At 71.6% G+C, this 16783-nt stretch carries 13 protein-coding genes; 4 read left to right on the top strand and 9 right to left on the bottom strand.

Translation table 11 applies throughout. From position 1 onward, the window contains the following. Window positions 1-38 precede the first annotated feature (38 nt). Window positions 39-1013, bottom strand: coding sequence for a helix-turn-helix transcriptional regulator (locus AB0K80_RS02165; RefSeq protein WP_365664855.1), 975 nt, complete (start codon window positions 1011-1013; stop codon window positions 39-41). Between the two features lie 344 nt (window positions 1014-1357). Between AB0K80_RS02165 and AB0K80_RS02160 the strand changes: the two genes are divergently transcribed. After that, on the top strand, window positions 1358-2158 hold the full coding sequence (locus AB0K80_RS02160) for a hypothetical protein (protein ID WP_365664853.1): 801 nt from the start codon (window positions 1358-1360) through the stop codon (window positions 2156-2158). Between the two features lie 241 nt (window positions 2159-2399). Here AB0K80_RS02160 and AB0K80_RS02155 read toward each other — a convergent pair whose 3' ends face one another. Both AB0K80_RS02155 and AB0K80_RS02150 read right to left on the bottom strand, forming a co-directional pair. Further along, window positions 2400-5696 (bottom strand): S8 family serine peptidase, encoded by a 3297-nt coding sequence (locus tag AB0K80_RS02155; RefSeq protein WP_365664851.1) that lies wholly within the window; start codon window positions 5694-5696, stop codon window positions 2400-2402. 236 nt (window positions 5697-5932) lie between these two features. Continuing rightward, entirely contained in the window at window positions 5933-6475 is a 543-nt protein-coding gene (locus AB0K80_RS02150) for a CGNR zinc finger domain-containing protein (RefSeq protein ID WP_365664849.1), read from the bottom strand. Between the two features lie 115 nt (window positions 6476-6590). On the opposite strand from AB0K80_RS02150, the gene AB0K80_RS02145 reads away from it, so the two are divergent. Together AB0K80_RS02145 and AB0K80_RS02140 are read left to right on the top strand one after the other, a co-directional pair. Next, a complete protein-coding gene (locus tag AB0K80_RS02145) occupies window positions 6591-7034 on the top strand; it encodes a VOC family protein (RefSeq protein WP_365664847.1) in 444 nt (147 codons plus the stop codon). A gap of 20 nt (window positions 7035-7054) precedes the next feature. Continuing rightward, window positions 7055-7942, top strand: coding sequence for a pyridoxamine 5'-phosphate oxidase family protein (locus AB0K80_RS02140; RefSeq protein WP_365664968.1), 888 nt, complete (start codon window positions 7055-7057; stop codon window positions 7940-7942). Between the two features lie 10 nt (window positions 7943-7952). Here AB0K80_RS02140 and AB0K80_RS02135 read toward each other — a convergent pair whose 3' ends face one another. The 4 genes from AB0K80_RS02135 to pepN form a co-directional block, all read right to left on the bottom strand. Further along, on the bottom strand, window positions 7953-9716 hold the full coding sequence (locus tag AB0K80_RS02135) for a TIGR03767 family metallophosphoesterase (RefSeq protein ID WP_365664845.1): 1764 nt from the start codon (window positions 9714-9716) through the stop codon (window positions 7953-7955). Between the two features lie 211 nt (window positions 9717-9927). Beyond that, window positions 9928-10419 carry an NUDIX hydrolase gene (locus tag AB0K80_RS02130; RefSeq protein WP_365664843.1) on the bottom strand — a complete coding sequence of 164 codons (492 nt, stop codon included), beginning with the start codon at window positions 10417-10419 and terminating at the stop codon, window positions 9928-9930. 28 nt (window positions 10420-10447) lie between these two features. After that, window positions 10448-11485: a hypothetical protein gene (locus tag AB0K80_RS02125; protein WP_365664841.1), complete on the bottom strand. Its 1038-nt coding sequence runs from the start codon at window positions 11483-11485 to the stop codon at window positions 10448-10450. A 200-nt stretch (window positions 11486-11685) separates the two neighbouring features. After that, entirely contained in the window at window positions 11686-14274 is a 2589-nt protein-coding gene (gene pepN / locus AB0K80_RS02120; protein WP_365664839.1) for an aminopeptidase N, read from the bottom strand. 137 nt (window positions 14275-14411) lie between these two features. Between pepN and AB0K80_RS02115 the strand changes: the two genes are divergently transcribed. Next, on the top strand, window positions 14412-15062 hold the full coding sequence (locus tag AB0K80_RS02115; protein WP_365664838.1) for a DsbA family protein: 651 nt from the start codon (window positions 14412-14414) through the stop codon (window positions 15060-15062). A 3-nt stretch (window positions 15063-15065) separates the two neighbouring features. On the opposite strand, the gene AB0K80_RS02110 is transcribed toward AB0K80_RS02115, so the two are convergent. Next, on the bottom strand, window positions 15066-15290 hold the full coding sequence (locus AB0K80_RS02110) for a hypothetical protein (protein WP_365664836.1): 225 nt from the start codon (window positions 15288-15290) through the stop codon (window positions 15066-15068). Window positions 15291-15358: 68 nt separating this feature from the next. Continuing rightward, complete coding sequence (locus AB0K80_RS02105) at window positions 15359-16783, bottom strand: FGGY-family carbohydrate kinase (RefSeq protein WP_365664835.1); 1425 nt, start codon at window positions 16781-16783, stop codon at window positions 15359-15361.

Raw genomic sequence — 16783 nt, 5'->3', positions numbered from 1 at the left:
TTGCAGGATCCGGCCAGTCCGGCCGGTCCGCCGGACGGTTACAGCCACCCTCGCCGGGCGGCCTCGACCCCTGCCTGGAACCGGCTCTGTGCGTCGAGGCGTTCCAGCAGCGCCGCCATGTGCCGGCGCACTGTCCTCAGTGACACGCCCATCTTGCGGGCGATGCCCTCGTCCGTCAGCCCGGCGCAGAGCATCCTGAGCAACGCGCGTTCGCGGTCCGTTGGCGCGTCGCCCTGGCCGCTTCCCACGCACGTCTCGAGCGGCCTGGCCCGCTCCCAGACCATTTCGAAGAGCTCTCCCAGGGCTGCGACCACACTGGGGCAGCGCACGAGGAAGGCGCCCTGTCCGCTGTCGTTGACGTCGATGGGAACGATGCCCGCGGTGTGGTCGCAGAGAATCATGCGCATCGGCAGGACCGGCACGGTTCGCGTCGCACCGCCCAGTGAGGCCAGCCAGGTCGCGTACTCGACGGTCGCGGGGTCGTTGCGCACGCTTTCCAGGAAGACGGTGCGGATACCGACGCCGCGTGCCAGGTTCTGCTCGTCCAAGGGGCGGCCCGCGGCCAGCGCGGCGGGGCTCAGCGCCCCTCCGGGAACGAAGGTGCGCACTTCCGACTCGGCCTGCTGGGACAGTTCCGTCAGCCGCACCCGCACGGATTCCACGCCGGTCAGGCGCTCGATGTCCCCGCTGCCCCGGCCCGTAGTCAGCGACATGTACTCCGCGGCCAAATCGGCGAGAGCCACCCGCTCCCGGGAGAGATGGGCGCGCCGGACGTCCAGTTCGGCCTCCAGGCGCCGCAGGGCAGGGGTGAGCGCCACTTCCGGGTTGACGGGGATGAAACCGCCGTTGCTCTCTGAGCGTTCGTGGAGCAAGGAACGGTCGGTCAACTGGTCGAGGGCGGAGCGCACCTCGTCCACAGAGAGCCGGGTGCTCCGGGCGATGTCTGCCAGTCCCCACTCCGGATGCTGCAGCAACGCCCGGTAGACGGCTTGTACTTCGGTGCTCAGACTCACCGTCTCCGGCACTCTTCCCCCCCGGGTTCGGCCTGGGTAACGCTGTGGTCGCGTTGCAGTGTAAGCCGGGAGCCACACCGTCGACAGCGCCTTTTCCGCCTTCCTCGCGCACGGCGTCCCGAGCCGGTGTGCCCGCCGAGTCAGGCCGGCCCGGGTCCTTGGCAACCGCACGGGCTTTGCGTCGGGTGATGCTCCCCGCCGACTGGCCGCAGCGTGCCAAGGCCGCTGAATGCCAGGGTGAAATGCTCGTGCGGGCTGCGGAGGCGTTCTAGATTTCTCGACGTCGAACGGCGGCCAGGAATTCCGCGCCGTATCACCCATCAGATTTCAGGAGTGGCTCGCCCATGTCCGTTTCGCGTTCTCTCCGGAACAACCTCGTCAAGTCCGCAGTGGTATTGAGCGCCGTAGCCGCGCTTTCCGCCACTGCGCCGGCAGCGCATGCCGCCGGAACTCCGGACCCGGCCGTGGTGGCCGCGCTCCAGCGTATTCAGAACGGAACGTGGACCGACGCCGACGCCCAACTGATCGGCAGTATTCCGGAGCTGGCCGCGACGACGCCGGATCCGCGTGTCGCGCCCAAGACGACGGTGGAGGAGATCGAGTACGTCGTTCTTCCCGACGGCACCATGCAGACCACCGGCACCGCGGGGCTCTCCTCCGCGGACGCGGCCACGGCCGGGACCAGCAACGGACTCAAGAAGCTGCTGTCGGCCGACGCGGGCGACACCTCTGTGGACGACGTCGTGGAAGTGCCCGAGGAGACCGAGGCGGCGGCTTCGACGGCCGGGGTGCGAGCGGCCGGGGGTCGGTGGAAGTGGACCCACGTCACGGTCACCAACTACAGCTACATGGGCAAGGTGATCTACAAGTACCACCACAAGGCGCAGTTCAAGTACGACGGGTCCAAGGTCACGGCATGGGCCAACCGGTCCGACTACACCTCGAACGAGCAGGACGTCGTTCAGGTCGGCGAGCGAATGCGTAACGAGAAGAGCAAGGTTCCGGCCAAGTCGGCGACCTCGCTCATGAAACGGCGTATCGACCTCTGTGCGCCCGTCTACGGTTGCTACGCCACCAACTACCCCTGGTCGAAGATCAAGGTGAAGGGGACCGGTGGTACGTCCTTCACCAGCTCCAACAAGTGAGGAAGTTCCCTGGTGGTCAGGCTTCTCCTGAAGGTTCTCGCAACGGTCGCGGTGTTCGCCGGTCTGCTGGTCCTGCTCGGTAGCGGGTTCGGGACCGTGGAGATCACCGTCTGGACGCTCCTGCTGGCCGCCGCTGTCGCGGTCGTCTTTTTGTGCACCGTTTTGTTGGGGTGTGGGACGGGGGGGGGGTGGTTTGTTTTGCCCCGGCCCCGCTCCTCCCCATGCGGTCGGGATCCGGCCGCTAGGGAGCGACCTTGTCGATGACGACCGTGCTCGTCCCCGCCACCGTGCCGCGGCCGTTCACGAGCTGGAGTTCACCGAAGAACTTCCGGCCTTCGGGGGCCGCGCTCTTCACCAGTACCTGGGCGGTCACCTTCGCCGACTGGCCACTGGCCAGCTTGACGGCCTGCGAGGCATCGACGTCCACCGCGCCGAGCGAGGGCGCGAAGTACACGTCCTTGTAGCCGTACGTCGTCGAGCCGGAGGGAACGGCATAGCCGTCGACGACGATCGTGTACGTGCCGGCCGCCGGCTTGGTCAGGCTGACCGACTCCTCCGAGTCACCGTCGGCGGACTGCCCGACGACCTGGCCGTCCTTGAGGACCGCGAGGTCGAGGTCGGCCTTCGGGTCGGACACGCCTCCGATCGTCACCTCGAGACGCTCCGCACCCTCGGGGAGCGTGAGGGTGGACTGCTGCGACTCGCCGTGCGCGATGGTCTTCTCGGTCAGCAGGCCGGAGCCCAGGGAACTGCCCTTCAGCCTGCCGTCGATCGCGGCAAACCTGTTGGTGACGGTCCAGTCCGCCTGGACCGGGGTGCCGGTCTTGGCTTCGGGGATGATCTTCTCCGTCGGCTCGAAGACCGCGCCGAGCACGGCGACGTCCAGCTTGTAGGGGTTGTCGAGCAGCGGCGACGTGCGGCGCGACTCGACCTCGATCTCCCACACGCCCGGCTGCGGGTTCGCGTACGAGCGCAGGTCGGGGCGGCAGGTGTTGGCCGGGTTGGAGTAGTTCGGGTAGCAGTTGGGCGTCCCCGTCGGGTCGGACGGGACGCCGTACGGGTGGATGGCGATGAACCGGGTCTGGCTCTTGTCCGCCAGCCCGCCCAGCGCGATCTCCAGCGTCTTCGCGCCCTCGGGCACGGTGACGAAGTACGACGTCGTGCTGTTGCGCTGCTGCGTGCCGGACGCCGAGAAGGTGTACTTCAGCGGCGCGGAGACGATCACGGTGTTGAGGATCTGCTGGTCGATGCCCTCGGTGCGCGGGTCGTCGACCTCGAGGATCGCGCTCTTGATGCCGGCGGACGGCGCCTTCGCGGCGATCTTCACGGTGACCGGCTTGTTCAGCGGCAGCGCGACCTTGTCGGAGCCGGCGATCCGGAAGGTGCCGCCGGCGTTGTTGTGCAGGTGCAGCTCGTGGCGCAGCGCCTTGGCGGGGCCGGAGGTGCGGGTGATGGTGACCTCGTAGGTCCTCTTCACGCCGGCCTTCAGGCCGCCCTCACGGTCGTAGATGCCGGTGCCGTAGCCGGGGGTCTTGAGCTTGTCGTCCATCGCGGTGTCGACCGGCGCCTTGACCGTGTAGGTGTGGGCGGTCGCGTGGTCCTTGATGGCGTCCCAGGCGTCCTCGATGTCGATCAGGCCCGCGCCCTCCTCGTACGCCTGCACACCCTTGATGTGCTTGGCGGTCGAGGTCAGTGCCGTGCGCAGCGTGGCGGGCTTGAGGTCGATGCCCTTGCGCTTGGCGGCGGACAGCAGCAGCGCGGAGGCGCCCGCGGCCTGCGGGGAGGCCATCGAGGTGCCCTGGAGCATCGAGTAGCCGGCCGGGAGGGTGTAGCCGGCCTCGGCGACCGGGGAGCCCGGCAGCCAGGTCTGGGTGGTGTTGATCGCGGCGCCCGGGGCGACCAGCGTCGGGGCGAAACCGCCGTCCTCACGCGGGCCGCGCGAGGAGAACGGCATCATCGCGTACGGCTTGCGCACGATCGAGCCGTAGTTGGCGGCCCAGGTCTCCTTGGAGATGGACGCGCCGACCGAGATGACCTTGTCGGCCAGGGCGGGGTCGCCGATGGTGTTGACGCCGGGGCCGGAGTTGCCCGCGGAGATCACCAGCTGCACGCCGTACTCGTCGATCAGGCGGGTGTACAGCTCGGCGCGCGCGTTGTTGCCGTCGTTGAGCGGCGGCAGGCCGCCGATGGACATGTTGACGATGTCGACGCCGCGCTTGGTGACGAGGTCGATCATGCCCTCGGTGAGCGCGACGTTGGTGCAGCCGCCGGACCAGGTGCAGGCCCGGGAGGAGACGATCTTCGCGCCCGGGGCGGCGCCGTTCATCCTGCCGCCGAACAGGCCGTTGGCGGCGGTGATGCCGGCCACGTGCGTGCCGTGCTCGGACTCGATGACGCCGATGTTGACGAAGTCGGCCTTGGCGCCGGCCGCGTTGTAGACGACGTCCTTGCGGATCTCGACGACGAACGGCTGCCGCTCGGCGACGTCGGTCGCCGGGTTGTCGGTGCCGAAGTAGCCGACCTGGAAGCCGTCCTTGTACGGCTTCATCGGGGTGTCGTCGCCGAAGTCGTGGTTGTCGTTGAGGTCGACGCGGACCGTGCCGGCCGCGGCGTCGTACAGCACGCCCCAGTCGTCGGTGGTGTCGCCGTCGCGGTTGGCGTCACCGGCCGCGTCGCCGCCGGTGGTGTACGACTCCTTGAACACGCTGACCTGGTAGGAGCCGGCCGGGGCCGTCCAGGTCTGGCCGCCGAAGGTGAACGCCGGCCCGGAGACCGAGGTGACCATCGGGCGCCAGGTCTGGTCGTTGTCGACCAGCGGGTCGGTCGCCGTCACCCAGTCGACGATCTTGCGCTCACCGGTGGTGGTCTTCTGCAGGGCCGGGTGGCCGAGGTCCACGCCGGAGTCGAGGATGCCGATGGTGATGCCGCGGCCGTCCGCCTTCGGGTGGTCCTCGACGAAGTCCACGGCGCCCGTCTCGAAGGACGGGTTGTACGGGTTCTTGGCGGGCGTCTTCTTCCCGGGACCCGGGTAGGCGGCGGTGCCCCCGGCGCCGGCGGCCTTGGCGGTGTCCGCGCTTGGCGCCGGGTCGTCCAGCGGGATCTCCTCGCGCAGGTCGATGCCGTGCACGGAGGACAGCTTGGCGGCGGCGGCGATGGCCGAGTCCGCCTTGGCGGTGGGCACGGTGGCGCGGACGTAGCCGAGCCGGTCGTAGGTCCGGCCCACCGAGCCGCCCTTGACCGCGTCCAGCTGCTCGGCGACCTGCTCGGTCTTGCCGGGCGCGGTCGCGATCATCATCGTGACGTTCTTGTCGCCCTCGGCCTTCGCCTCGGCGAGCAGGTCCGCGTCGTTCGAACCGAGCTTGGCGTGCGCGGACTTGACGTCCCCGCCGGCCGGGACGGCGGCGGAGGGACCGTCGGCGGCGAAGGCCAGGGGTATCGGCCCGGCCGCACAGAGCGCGGCGACGACACCCGCGGCCACGGCGATGCGTGCCACGCGTCTCGTGCCCGGTATCGGGTCGCGCTGGGGGGTGAGGGTCATCGGCATCCCTTGGTGTAAAGGAACGAGCGGTGAGCGACCGGGTCCGATCGGCTCCGGCCGCAACGGCCCGGGAAAAAGCCCCGGATGACCGCACAGCTTTACGCAAGGGGACGTTGTTTGGGGAGCGTTGACCCAATCGAAATGGATGCATGGGGAAAACCCCCTATGCCCCGCGGGGAGATGAGTCCCGAAACGGACAAGTCGCCCGCCCGCACCACAGCCGGGTAAAGCCCCCGTCAGGTGTCCTTCGTACGGGCGTAGTGGCGCGAGGCCTTCGCGCGGTTGCCGCAGGCCGCCATGGAGCACCAGCGGCGGGTGCCGTTGCGTGAGGTGTCGAAGAAGTGCAGGATGCACGCCTCGTGGGCGCAGCCGCGGATCCGGTCGGGCGCGGTGGTCAGCAGATCCAGGTAGTCGCGGGCGGCGAGCCAGGCCGGACCCCAGGAGGCGTCGTCGAACTCCGCCTCCTCGCCCGGCCCTTCGGGGGTGAGGGTGGCCCGGATGCGCCCGTGTGCGAGGACGGCGTCGACGAGCGGGGCGCCCTCCTCCAGTGACCCGTCCACGGCCTTCTTCAGCGCGTCCCGCGCCCGCAGGACATGCCGCAGGGTCGTCGCGTCGGCGGTGAAACGCCCGTCGAGCCCGTTCGCGCGCAGCCACACCGCCAGCCCGTCGGTGTCCGTGAGCAGATCCTGCACGGCGCCCTCCCTCATCCACCGGGTGTTGAGCAGATCGAGGGCGAGGGGTTCGCCGGTGAGCGGACGCGGGTCGCGCGGGGCGGGCATGGGGACTCCCTTCGGATCTAACCAGTCAAGAGTACGTGACCGGTTGACCCTCGCCGCATCTAACCACTAACGTGCATATCAACGGTTAGACAGTCTCGGATCGCTGGGAGCAGCCATGACCTTGCGCACCGGCCACATCGGCCTCAACGTCACCGACCTCGACCGCTCGCTCGCCTTCTACCGCGACGTCCTGGGCTTCGCGCTGATCGGCGAGGGCAAGGAGGAGGACAGGCGGTACGCGTTCCTCGGCGACGGCGAGAAGCTGCTGCTCACGCTCTGGCAGCAGGCGGGCGAGCCGTACGCGGCCGACCGCGCGGGCCTGCACCACCTGGCCTTCGAAGCCGGCTCGATCGAGCGGGTCAGGGAGTACGAGACGGCCCTGAAGGCGTACGGGGTCGACTTCGCCCACGAGGGCGTGGTAGCCCACGGCGAGGGCGCGGCCTCCGGCGGCATCTTCTTCCACGACCCGGACGGCACACGCCTGGAGATCTCGGTGCCGAGCGGCGCGGAAGGCGCCCCGGCCCCCAGCGAGTCCGCCCCGACCTGCGGTTTCTTCTAGTCATGGGGGTCACCGACGTCATGGACGTCTACCACCCCGGCTCCCGCGCGGTGCAGGACCGGGTCGGTGTCCGCGCGGTCGCCGACCACGTCGGCCGGTCCATCGGCCAGGGCATCAAACCCGTGGCCGCGGCCTTCCTGGAGCTCCAGCCGCTGCTGATCGCCGGCGCGGCCGACCCGGCGACGGGCAGGGTGTGGGCCTCCCCGCTGACCGGCACCCCCGGCTTCGTACGGGCCACGGGCCCGCGGCAGATGTCGGTCACCGGCGGCCCGCGCCCCACGGACCCGCTCGCGACGGCCCTGGCCACCCACGGCACGCCCCTCGGCACCCTGGCCCTGGACCCGCGCACCCGCCGCCGCATGCGCCTCAACGGCCGGCTGCGCCCCACGGATGGGGGGTTCGCCGTCGAGGCGGACCAGGTGTTCTCCAACTGCCCCAAGTACCTCCAGAAGAGGGACAGGTACGAGACGGTCGCCGAGCGGACCCCCGGCCCGCCCCGGTACGGCCGCGAACTCACCGCCGCCCAGGCCGGCTTCGTCCAGGCCGCCGACACCTTCTTCGTCGCGACCGTGCACGACGGCGGGGCCGACGTCAGTCATCGCGGCGGCAACCCCGGCTTCGTCCGCGTGCCCTCACCCCGCGCGCTGACCTGGCGCGACTACCCGGGCAACGCCATGTTCCTCACCCTGGGCAACCTGGCGGCGGACCCCCGCGCGGGCCTGCTGTTCCTTCACTGGCGGACCGGCACGACCCTCCAGCTCACCGGCGAGGCCCACACGGAGTACGGCGCGGACGGCGAGCGCCGGGTCCGCTTCACCGTCACGGAGGTGGTCGAGACACCAGGCGCCGTACCACTGCGCTGGTCGGCACCCGTGTACTCGCCGGCCAATCCCGACCCGGCGGAATGACGCCCCGGCATCAGCCCTTCTTCAGCACCAGCTCCGTGTTCCGGTCCTGCGGGTCGCCCCCGAGCGTCCTGCTCGCGCCCGGCGCGTTGTAGGACAGCTCGCGGTACAGGGCCGCCAGGCCGGTCTGGGAGAGGTCGGCGAAGTCCGTGCGGTGCGGGGCCGAGGACTCCACCAGCGTGGTGAACAGGGACAGCGTGCCGTCCTTGTTGTCGGTGATCTCGATGATCCGGGCCAGCTGGGGATAGTCGACGTGGGAGGCGGTGGAGATCTCCCAGAAGGAGCGGCCGCCCGCCCCGGCGTGCGGGGTGACGACGTTCTTGTGGATGTGGCCGTTGACCCAGGCCAGCACGTTGCGGTGGCGGCCGAGCAGGGCGAGGACCTCCTGGCCGTTGTGGCGGCGCTCGTCCGGGCGGGCCGGATCGGGCCGGGTGTTGCGCATGGTCTTGCTGGTGTGGTGGCTGAAGACCACCGCGTAGGAGTCCTTGTGCTGCTTCAGCGTCCGCTCCAGCCAGTTCAGCTGGGCCGTGCCGACGGACCCCTCGTAGTGGCCGCCGGGGTCGGTGGTGTCCAGGCTGATGCCGATGACGTCGTCGGCGATGCGGAAGGCGTAGTACTGGGTGCCCGCGTCCAGATTGGCGGAGGAGTAGCCGTGGCCCACCGGGCCCAGGCCCCGGTAGGCCGGGTCCAGGTGGGCCTTGAGGTAGTCGGCGGGGGTGAAGGGGGCCCGCTTCTCGTCGGGCGTGACCGAGCGCATGGACCGGGCGTGCGCCTTGAGGAAGCCGGCGTACTGCACGCCCCGCGGGTCCTTGTCGTTCTTGATGGCGTCCTGGAGCTTCCTCGCCTCGGCGGCGGGCAGGCTCATCAGCTTCCTGCCGCCGACGGCCAGCTCCGTGAGGGAGGAGTCGCCGTGCGAGGCGTAGCAGCCGAGCGGCAGGGAGTCGTGGTTGCCGACCGTGGAGTACCAGGGCAGGTTCAGCCCCGGGCTGCGCACCTCGCGGATCGCGGCCTGCAAAAAGCCGTCCAGGCGCGGGAAACCGAGCTGCTTGTCGGCGTCCCGTACCGCCGCGTCGGGCTGCCAGTACAGCTTCAGGCCGCTGTTCTGCACACCCTCGTACCGGTGCGGGTCGCCGGTGTTGGGGGTGATCCGGCCTCCGCTCATCACCGTCAGGAACCACTCCAGCTCACAGGTGGCGTTGTTGTCGGTGTTGTCGCCGGTGGTCATGGCGAAGTGCAGCGGGGCCCCGGTGACGGGCGCGCCGCGCAGCGCGTTGATCCGCTCCACCAGGGCGATCGCGCCGTGCACGGTCAGCGCCTCGTGGGGCCGCCAGGCGTGCGCGTCGGCGGAGCGCAGGTACTCCAGGCGCAGCGGGTGCTGGGCGTCGATGAGGTGCAGGTCGGTCAGCTGCACGAACGCGGCGAGCGCCGTACGCCGGCCCGCGCGGCCCGGCCTGGGCGCGGCCAGATCGTCGCGCACTACCCGCTTCCAGCCCGGGCCGTCCGCCAGGCGCCGGTAGCCGGAGCCGCCGCGCGCCGTGGCCACGGAGGCGAGGGTGGTGCCCTTGGTGTACGGGGCGAGCGGCGCGGCCGGCGCCTGCCGCGAGGAGGCCAGCACCGAGTCCTGGGCCGCGGCGGCGGTGCCGGTGGCGGCCTGGCTGTCGGCGGGCCGCAGGGCGAAGCCGACGCCCGTGGACAGGGCGACCGCCCCGGTGGCGGCGAGAACGGAACGACGGTGGATCCCCGGCACGGAACCGGTGACTGAGCGTGTGCGCGACATGGCGCGATCTCCCCGAGTGCGAACGCGTCGGCAGTGGCCGCGGGGCGCTCGCAGCCGCGAACATCCCGCTCGTACTGGATCGTTGGCAGTCGGGATGGCCTGCACGTGAACGCGGCGGCAACGGGCAGCGCCGATCACCGTACGTGGATCTTGGCTCACCCGCCGGTCACCCGGGGCGTCGGCGACCTCTTCCGCGTCGGCCGGGAAGCGGTCACTTCGCGTTCATCTGCCGGGGTACCCCGGCCTCTTCCTCCCCGGCCGTCCCTCGTCCCACGGCGGGCCGCTCCCGCCACAGCCGCAACCCCGAATCGAGCACTTCGGCCCGGGCCAGGTCCGCGACGGCGTCCAGGTCGTGCCAGGCGGCCATGTCGGTGGAGCCGCCGGTCTCGTGCCGCAGCTCGCCGCCCGTGACCCGGGCCTCGTAGAAGACGCGCAGGCCGTGGAAGTCGGCCTTGGCGCCGAACGGACGGGGGTAGACGCGCTGGAAGGACTCGATGCCGAGGAGGGCGACCGGCTCGACGGCGTAGCCGGTCTCCTCGTCGGCCTCCCGGACCACGGTGTCGTACGGGTCCTCGCCGTGCTCCATGCCGCCGCCCGGCAGCGTCCACAGTTTCGTGCCGTCCCGGGCCACCCACCGGGCCAGCAGGATCTGCCCGTCGCGCACGCACACGGCGTAGGCCGCCACCCTCAACTCCTGTCGCATCCCCGGACATTACCCACCCGCCCGCGCGCTACCGCGGCAGCACCACCACGTACGCGGCCGGGTCCCGGTCGCCGGAGGCCATCAGCGCCGTGCGGATCACCGTCGCCTGCTGCTCCATGGCGTCCCGCAGCTTCCTGGGCGTGACGTACACGACCGTGATGCCCAGCCGTTCCAGGTGCTCCCGCTTGCGGACGTACTCCGCCCCCAGTGCGTCGTCGTCCTGGCGGGGCGCCCGGGTGTCCAGCTCCACCGCCACCGCCTGCTCCGGCCAGTAGGCGTCCAGGCCGCCGAGGTACGGGCCGCCGGGCAGCCTGAGGTCCACGTTCCACACCGGGTCCGGCAGGCCGTACGCGCGCACCATCCGGTACAGCCGGTCCTCCGCGATCGCCCGGCCCTCGGCCAGCAGGGAGTCCACCGCCTCCACCACGTGCGGGCGGCTCAGCAGCCGCGCCTGGTTCAGCTCCCGCACCACCGCGGCCGGTTCGCAGTGCCCGGCGCGCACCGCCTCGGTCAGCAGCCGGCGCACCATCCCCGCGTCCTCCAGCCCGGCCACCGCGTCGGCCAGCGCGCGCGGCACCGGGGCCACCGGCAGGCCTGTGACCTGCTGCGGGGCGGGCAGCGAGGCGGCGCGCACGATCCGCGCGCAGCCCGTCGAGCGCAGCCGCCGCAGCCGGGGCACCAGGACGTCGACGACCTCCAGGGACGGCAGCGGGGGAGCGGAGGCGAAGCCGTGCAGGGTCAGCGCGGCCAACCCGGTGATCATCGCCTCGGTGTACACCGGGGGCGGGGCCTCGTCCGCGCCGGGCTGGACCGGTACCCCGGTGCCCCGCTCCCGCGCCGTGTACAGCAGCACCGCGTGCAGCCGCTCCTCGCTGGTCGGCGGGCCCGGGTGGAGCAGGACGACGCCCGGGAGGAACTGCTGCCAGGGGCCGCCGGGCCGGCACTGCTCGGTCGTCGCGGCGGCCGTCACACCGTGCGAGCGCAGCTGCGCGACGGTCATCACCCGGTGCCGGCCGTGCGGCAGGTGGCGCAGGGGGCGGGGGGAGAGCGGGGTGTTGTGGTTCATGTCCCGGAATCTCCCGCACCCGCTCCCCTCTTTAACCGTTGTTACAGGTCCGTCGACATATGCGGACAAGGAGGCCCTAAAGTACGCGTGTTCGGATGCCGAAACCCCTGGTCGGTTCGGGTGCGGCCCAGGGGTCACGGCCTCATTGCCTGAATTTCGTAACGGTCACCGCCGGCCCGACCTCAGGCCAAAGCTCCTGGTCAGGAGGCCGCCGCGTCGTACGCCTGTCCGCGCAGCGCGCGTGCGAGGTCGTCCCGGGCCTCCAGCACCAGCCGGCGCAGCGCCGGGGCGGCGTCCTGGTGGGCGGCCAGCCACGCGTCCGTCGCCTCCAGGGTCTGCGGCGAGTCCTGCAGCGAGGGGAACAGGCCCCGCACGATGTCCATGCCGATCTGGATGGAGCGCTCGTTCCAGACGCGCTCGATGGCCGCGAAGTACTGGTCCGTGTACGGGGCGGTCAGCTCCCGCTGGGACGGCTGCGCGAACCCGGCGATGGTCGCCTCCACCAGCGCGTTGGACAGCTCGTCGGACTCCACGACCTGCGCCCACGCCTGCGCCTTGACGGCGGCGTGCGGGCGGGCGGCCAGACAGCGCACCTGGTGGCGCTTTCCGGACGCCGTGTCGTCCCGGGCGAGTTCCGCGGCCAGCTCCTTCTCACCGGCCACGTCGTGCACCGCGAGCGCGTGCAGGAACGCCCAGCGCAGCTCCTGGTCCACCTCCAGGCCCGGCACCTCGGCCGTGCCGTCCAGCAGCCCGCTCAGCAGCTCGAAGGCGGCCGGCACATCGGCCACCCGCGCGAAGAACCGCGCCCAGGCCAGCTGCTGCTCGCTGCCGGGCTCGGCGGCGTACAGCTGGACCGAGGCCGCCTGGCACAGCTCCCGCCCGGCCGCCGCCCGCCGCTCAGGCGCGGTGTAGTGCACCGCCGCCGACTCCGCCCACGCGTGCAGCATCTGCAGCACGCCGATGTCGGTCTCCTGGCCCGCGAACCGCACCACCAGGCCGATGAACTCCCGCGCCGGCAGCAGCGCGTCCCGCGTCATGTTCCACAGCGCCGACCAGCACAGCGCCCGCGCCAGGGGATCGGTCATGGAGCCGAGTTCGCGCCGCAGGGCCGCCAGCGAGGCCGCGTCGAACCGGGTCTTGCAGTACGTCAGGTCGTCGTCGTTGACCAGCACCAGGTCCGGGGCCTTTGCGCCCGCCAGCTCCGCCACGACCGTACGCGGCCCGTCGACGTCCGTCTCCACGCGCGCGTAGCGCTCCAGCGCCGCCGCTTCGCCGGCGTCCTCGGTGCGCCGGTACAGGCCGATCGCCACCCGGTGCGGCCGCAGTTCGGGGTGCGACTCGGCGGCCTCCTGGAGCACCGCCAGCTCGTCGATCCGGCCCTGTGCGTCCAGCAGCACCTGCGGCGTCAGCGAGTTGACCCCCGCCGTCTGGAGCCAGGAGCGCGCCCACGCCGCCATGTCCCGGCCGCTGGTCTCCTCCAGCACCGCCAGCAGGTCGCCCAGGCGCGTGTTGCCGTACGCGTGCCGCTTGAAGTAGCGCCGGGCGCCTTCCAGGAACGCGTCCTGGCCGACGTACGCCACCAGCTGCTTGAGCACGGAGGCGCCCTTGGCGTACGTGATGCCGTCGAAGTTGAGCTTGGCGTCCTGCAGGTCGCGGATGTCGGCGGTGATCGGGTGGGTGGAGGGCAGCTGGTCGGCCCGGTACGCCCACGCCTTGCGGCGGTTGGCGAAGGTGATCCAGCCGTCGGTGAAGCGGGTCGCGCCGACCAGCGAGAAGGCGCCCATGAAGTCGGCGAAGGACTCCTTCAGCCACAGGTCGTCCCACCACTCCATGGTGACCAGGTCGCCGAACCACATGTGCGCCATCTCGTGCAGGATCACGTTGGCCCGGCCCTCGTAGGAGGCCCGCGTCACCTTCCCCCGGAAGATGAACTCCTCCCGGAAGGTCACCAGACCCGGGTTCTCCATCGCGCCCAGGTTGTACTCGGGTACGAACGCCTGGTCGTACTTGCCGAACGGGTACGGGTAGTCGAAGTGGTCGTGGAAGAAGTCCAGGCCCTGCTTGGTGACCAGGAAGACGTCCTCCGGGTCGAAGTGCGGCGCCAGGCCCTTGCGGCACATCGCGCCGAGCGGGATCTCCAGCCGCGTGCCGTCCTCGAACACCCGCTCATAGGTGTCCGTCACGTAGTGGTACGGCCCCGCGACGACACAGGTGATGTACGTGGAGATCGGCTTGGTCTCCGCGAACCGCCACACCCCGTCCGTCCGCGAGCCGGCCCCGTTGCTCCACACCGTCCAGCCCTCCGGCGCCCGCACCTCGAAGCGGAACGGGGCCTTGAGGTCGGGCTGCTCGAAGTTCGCGAACACCCGGCGGGAGTCGGCCGGCTCGTACTGCGTGTACAGGTAGACCTCGCCGTCCTCCGGGTCGACGAAGCGGTGCAGGCCCTCGCCGGTGCGGGAGTAGGCGCACTGCGCGTCCACCACCAGTTCGTTGTCGGCGGCCAGGTCCTCCAGCGTGATACGGGAGCCGTCGAAGACCTGGCCCGGGTCGAGGTCCCGGCCGTTGAGGGTGACGGACGTCACGCTCGGGGCGATGAGATCCGCGAAGGTGGCCGCCCCCGGCTCGTTGCAGCGGAACCGGATCGTGGTGACGGAGCGGAACGTACGGGGCCCGTCACCGCTGTGCTCGCCGACCGCGGACCGCAGGTCGAGGGACACCTCGTACCCGTCGACGGACAGCAGGGCGGCCCGTTCCCGGGCCTCGTCGCGGGACAGATTCTCACCGGGCACGGGCGGCACTCCCTCACACGTCGCGGATACGGCTGAACAGCACCGATCCTGCCACGCGCTGCTGACGGCGGGCAGCCGGGAATGGCCGGGCCGAGCGGCGGTGTTCCCCGGAGAAACGGTTCCTTGTGAGGAGAGACATGTCGGACGCCACGACCCCCGCCACCCCGGTCGACTTCTGGTTCGACCCGCTGTGCCCCTGGGCCTGGATGACCTCCCGCTGGGTCCTGGAGGTGGAGAAGGTCCGGGACATCGAGGTCCGCTGGCATGTGATGAGCCTCGCCGTCCTCAACGAGAACAAGCTCGACGAGCTTCCCGAGGCGTACCGGGAGATGCTCGCCACCAAGGCGTGGGGTCCCGTCCGGGTCGTCATCGCGGCCCAGGAGGAGCACGGCGCCGACGTCCTCGGCGACCTGTACACCGCGCTCGGCACCCGCATCCACAACCAGGGCATGGGCCCCGAGAAGGAGGCCGTCGCCGCCGCCCTGCGGGACGTCGGCCTGCCCGAGTCGCTCCTGGACCACTGGGACGACACGCCGTACGAGGAGCAGCTGCGCGCCTCCCACAAGGAGGGCATCGAGAAGGTCGGTCAGGACGTCGGCACCCCGGTCATCGCCGTGCCCGGCCCCGACGGCGAGCAGATCGCCTTCTTCGGCCCGGTCGTCACCCCGGCCCCCAAGGGCGAGGAGGCCGCCCGCCTGTGGGACGGCACCCTCGCCGTGGCCTCGGTCCCCGGCTTCTACGAGATCAAGCGCACCCGCACCAAGGGCCCGGACTTCAGCAACCTGTAGGACTCACTCGGCGGCGGCGGGCTCCTCCCGGAACCTCTCGGGGAGCACGCCGCCGCCTCTCGCGTTGAGGTGCGGCTGGTACCACAGGCAGCCCCGCGCGGTGCAGCGCCAGAGATCGTCGACGTAGTGGCGCGCTCCCCTCTCCGCGCGCACCGCCGCCTTCTCGTCGGCGTCGAGCTTGCGGAAGTCGTGCCAGGCCCGGCATGTCGGGCACCACCTGTGGATCATGGCCCACCTCTCCGATCACCGCGTCCTCGTCAGCCCGCCGGGTCCATCATGCCCCGGTATGGCCGAGTTCAGCCCCGTGCCCGGGCCCGTGCCCGGGCCAGCCGGTCCAGGTGCTCCTCGTACCCCTTCGCGTACGACGCGGCCCGGGCCGCGTCCGGCTCGACGACGGCGGTCGGCTCCGTCCACACCGCCGCGTCCAGATCGACCCCGTACCGTTCGGCCGCCGCGAGCACCGCGCCGCGCGCGCCCACCTCGCCCTCGACCACCCGCAGCGGCCGGCCCAGCACGTCGGCCAGCAGCCGCATCCAGGCCGGCGAGCGGGTGCCGCCGCCGCACACGGCCAGGGTCCCGGTCAGGCCCGCCGCCTCCAGGCAGTGCCGGGCCGCGTACCCGATGCCCTCGCAGGTCGCGCGGATCAGATCGCCCTTGGTGGACTCCAGGGACACACCGGTGAGTTCGGCGCGCAGCCGCGGCTCGACGAAGGGGGCGCGCTCCCCGGACGGCGCGAAGTACGGCAGGACCCGCACCCCGTGCGCCCCGGGCGGGGTCTCGGCCAGCAGCCCGTCCACCTCCGCGTGCGCCACACCCGTGGTCGACAGCACCCAGTCCAGCGCCGCCGTGCCGACCATCGCGGGCATGGCGCGCAGCCAGTGCCCGGGCCGGTCGGTGGAGATGTACAGCCCGGCCGGTTCGCCGGTCAGGTCCAGCTCGGTGGTGGCGACCAGGGCGGCCAGGCAGGTCCCGACGATGAGGAGTCCGTCGCCGGGGGCGGTGACGCCCGCGCCCAGCGCGCACGCGGGCAGGTCGTAGGGGCCGTTGGCGATCCGGGTGCCGGCCGGCAGGCCCTCGCCGCGCGTCCGGGCCGTCGCCACCGGGTCGCTGACCGGGGCGAGCAGCCCGCGGCGGTGGGTGAGGCCGAGCAGCTCCACGACCCGGTCGTCGTAGCGGCGGGTGCGCGGGTCGAGGAACGGCATCGACGCGTCCGACACGTCCGTCGTCGCCGGTGCCCCGGTCAGCCGCAGGAACACCATGTCCTTGCAGTACAGGGCGGTGGCGGCGGCGTCCAGCGCGGCCGGCTCGTGCCGGTCCAGCCAGGCCAGCAGCGGGCCCGGGCAGCCGGGGAACAGCGTGCTGCCGGTGCGCCGGAACACCGCCTCCACGGTGCCGTCCGCCAGCCACCGGCCGAGCAGTTCGTGCGCCCGGCCGTCCATCCAGGAGGCGGCGGGCCGCACCGGCCGGCCCTCGGCGTCCACCAGCCACACCCCGTCGCCCTGCCCGGTCAGCCCCGCCAGCTCCACCGGCTCCGGCACCCGCCGGGTCAGCTCCGCCAGCACGGCGACGACCGCCGCGTACACCTCCTCCATGTCCTGCTCGACGCACCCGTCCCGCAGGGACAGGCCCACCGGCCGTGCCGCGACGGCCCGTTCGCGGCCCGTGCCGTCGAAGGCCGCCGCCTTGACCACCGACGTGCCCACATCGATACCGACGTACAT

This window comes from Streptomyces sp. NPDC052682 (assembly GCF_040678435.1).
GTDB lineage: Bacteria > Actinomycetota > Actinomycetes > Streptomycetales > Streptomycetaceae > Streptomyces.
The sequence above is the reverse complement of the archived record's forward strand: the minus strand, read 5'-3'. Positions and strand labels throughout refer to the sequence as shown.